Source organism: Pseudomonas sp. TNT2022 ID642 (assembly GCF_028656995.1).
Lineage (GTDB): Bacteria > Pseudomonadota > Gammaproteobacteria > Pseudomonadales > Pseudomonadaceae > Aquipseudomonas.
This window is the reverse complement of the sequence record NZ_JAMDGW010000026.1, coordinates 1-1,072: the sequence shown is the minus strand read 5'-3', so window position 1 is coordinate 1,072 and position 1,072 is coordinate 1. Positions and strand designations below refer to the sequence as shown.

The 1,072-nt window shown below is 61.3% G+C and carries 1 protein-coding gene; it reads left to right on the top strand.

The window, feature by feature from the left end; translation table 11 throughout:
* The first annotated feature begins 69 nt into the window (after positions 1 to 69).
* The gene (locus M5G26_RS23925) at positions 70 to 1,029 is read left to right on the top strand and encodes an alpha/beta hydrolase (protein WP_273916645.1); all 960 of its coding nucleotides are present in this window, start codon (positions 70 to 72) and stop codon (positions 1,027 to 1,029) included.
* The last annotated feature ends 43 nt before the right edge of the window (positions 1,030 to 1,072 follow it).

The window sequence follows — 1,072 nt, the reverse complement described above, 5'->3', positions numbered from 1 at the left end:
ACTGTGTTCTGAACCTGAAAAAAACGGTCGGGCGCCTTTATGGCGCTCGACCTGTCTGGAGAGTTACGAATGTCGTTGAACCCTGATATCGCCGCGTTCCTGCAACTGGTCGGCAACGGCCGGGCCAGTGGCAAGCGCGTTGGCATGCATGAGCTGAGCCCGGCAGAGGCCCGCGAACAATTTGATCAGTCGTCGTTGTTGATGGATGCCGGTGGCGAAGAGTTGGAAGTGGTGGAAGAGCTGCAATTGCCTGTGCGCGATGGCACGCGCCTGCACGCACGCCTTTATAGCAATCAGCCTCTGAGCGTCGGGGCAGGGCGGCCGGCGTTGCTGTATTTTCATGGCGGCGGTTATGTGGTCGGCAGTCTCGATTCCCATGACTCACTGTGCCGCGCACTGGCTGCGATGGCCGACTGTGTGGTGCTTTCCGTCGCGTATCGACTAGCGCCGGAGTTTCGTTTTCCGACCGCCGCCGATGATGCCCGGGATGCTTGGGACTGGCTGGTGGCCAGTGCTGCGGATCTGGGTATCGATACCGCGCGCCTGGCGATTGCCGGTGACAGCGTCGGTGGCAGCCTGACCACGGTGCTCGCCGCGCAACTGGCGGATGCGGTTGTGCAGCCGCGTCTGCAGGTGCTGATCTATCCGGTTACCGATGCCAGTCGCAGCACGCCCTCGATCGAGCAGTTTGGCGAAGGGTATCTGCTGGAGAAGGCTTCGCTGCAGTGGTTCTACGAGCACTATCAGCGTGATGCCAGCGATCGTCTCGACCCGCGTTTCTCGCCATTGCTGGCTGAGGTCCGCGCGAACGTTGCGCCGGTGCTGTTGGTCTTGGCCGAGTGTGATCCGTTGCACGATGAGGGCGTGGCGTATGCGCGTCACTTGCAGGCGGCGGGGGTTGCGGTGGAGCTGAAGGTTTATGAGGGCATGACCCACGACTTCATGCGCATGGGGGCGATTATTGATGAGGCTGAAGAGGCGCAGGGGCATATTGCTCGGCGCTTGGTAGAGGTGTTTGCTGTGGCTTGACGAGGTGGGGGGAATATCCGTTGCTGCGGTAACGGCCACTTAG

Coding starts and splice junctions, on each gene's coding strand:
- M5G26_RS23925 (WP_273916645.1), top strand. CDS start 70: ATGTCGTTGAACCCTGATATCGCCGCGTTCCTGCAACTGGTCGGCAAC.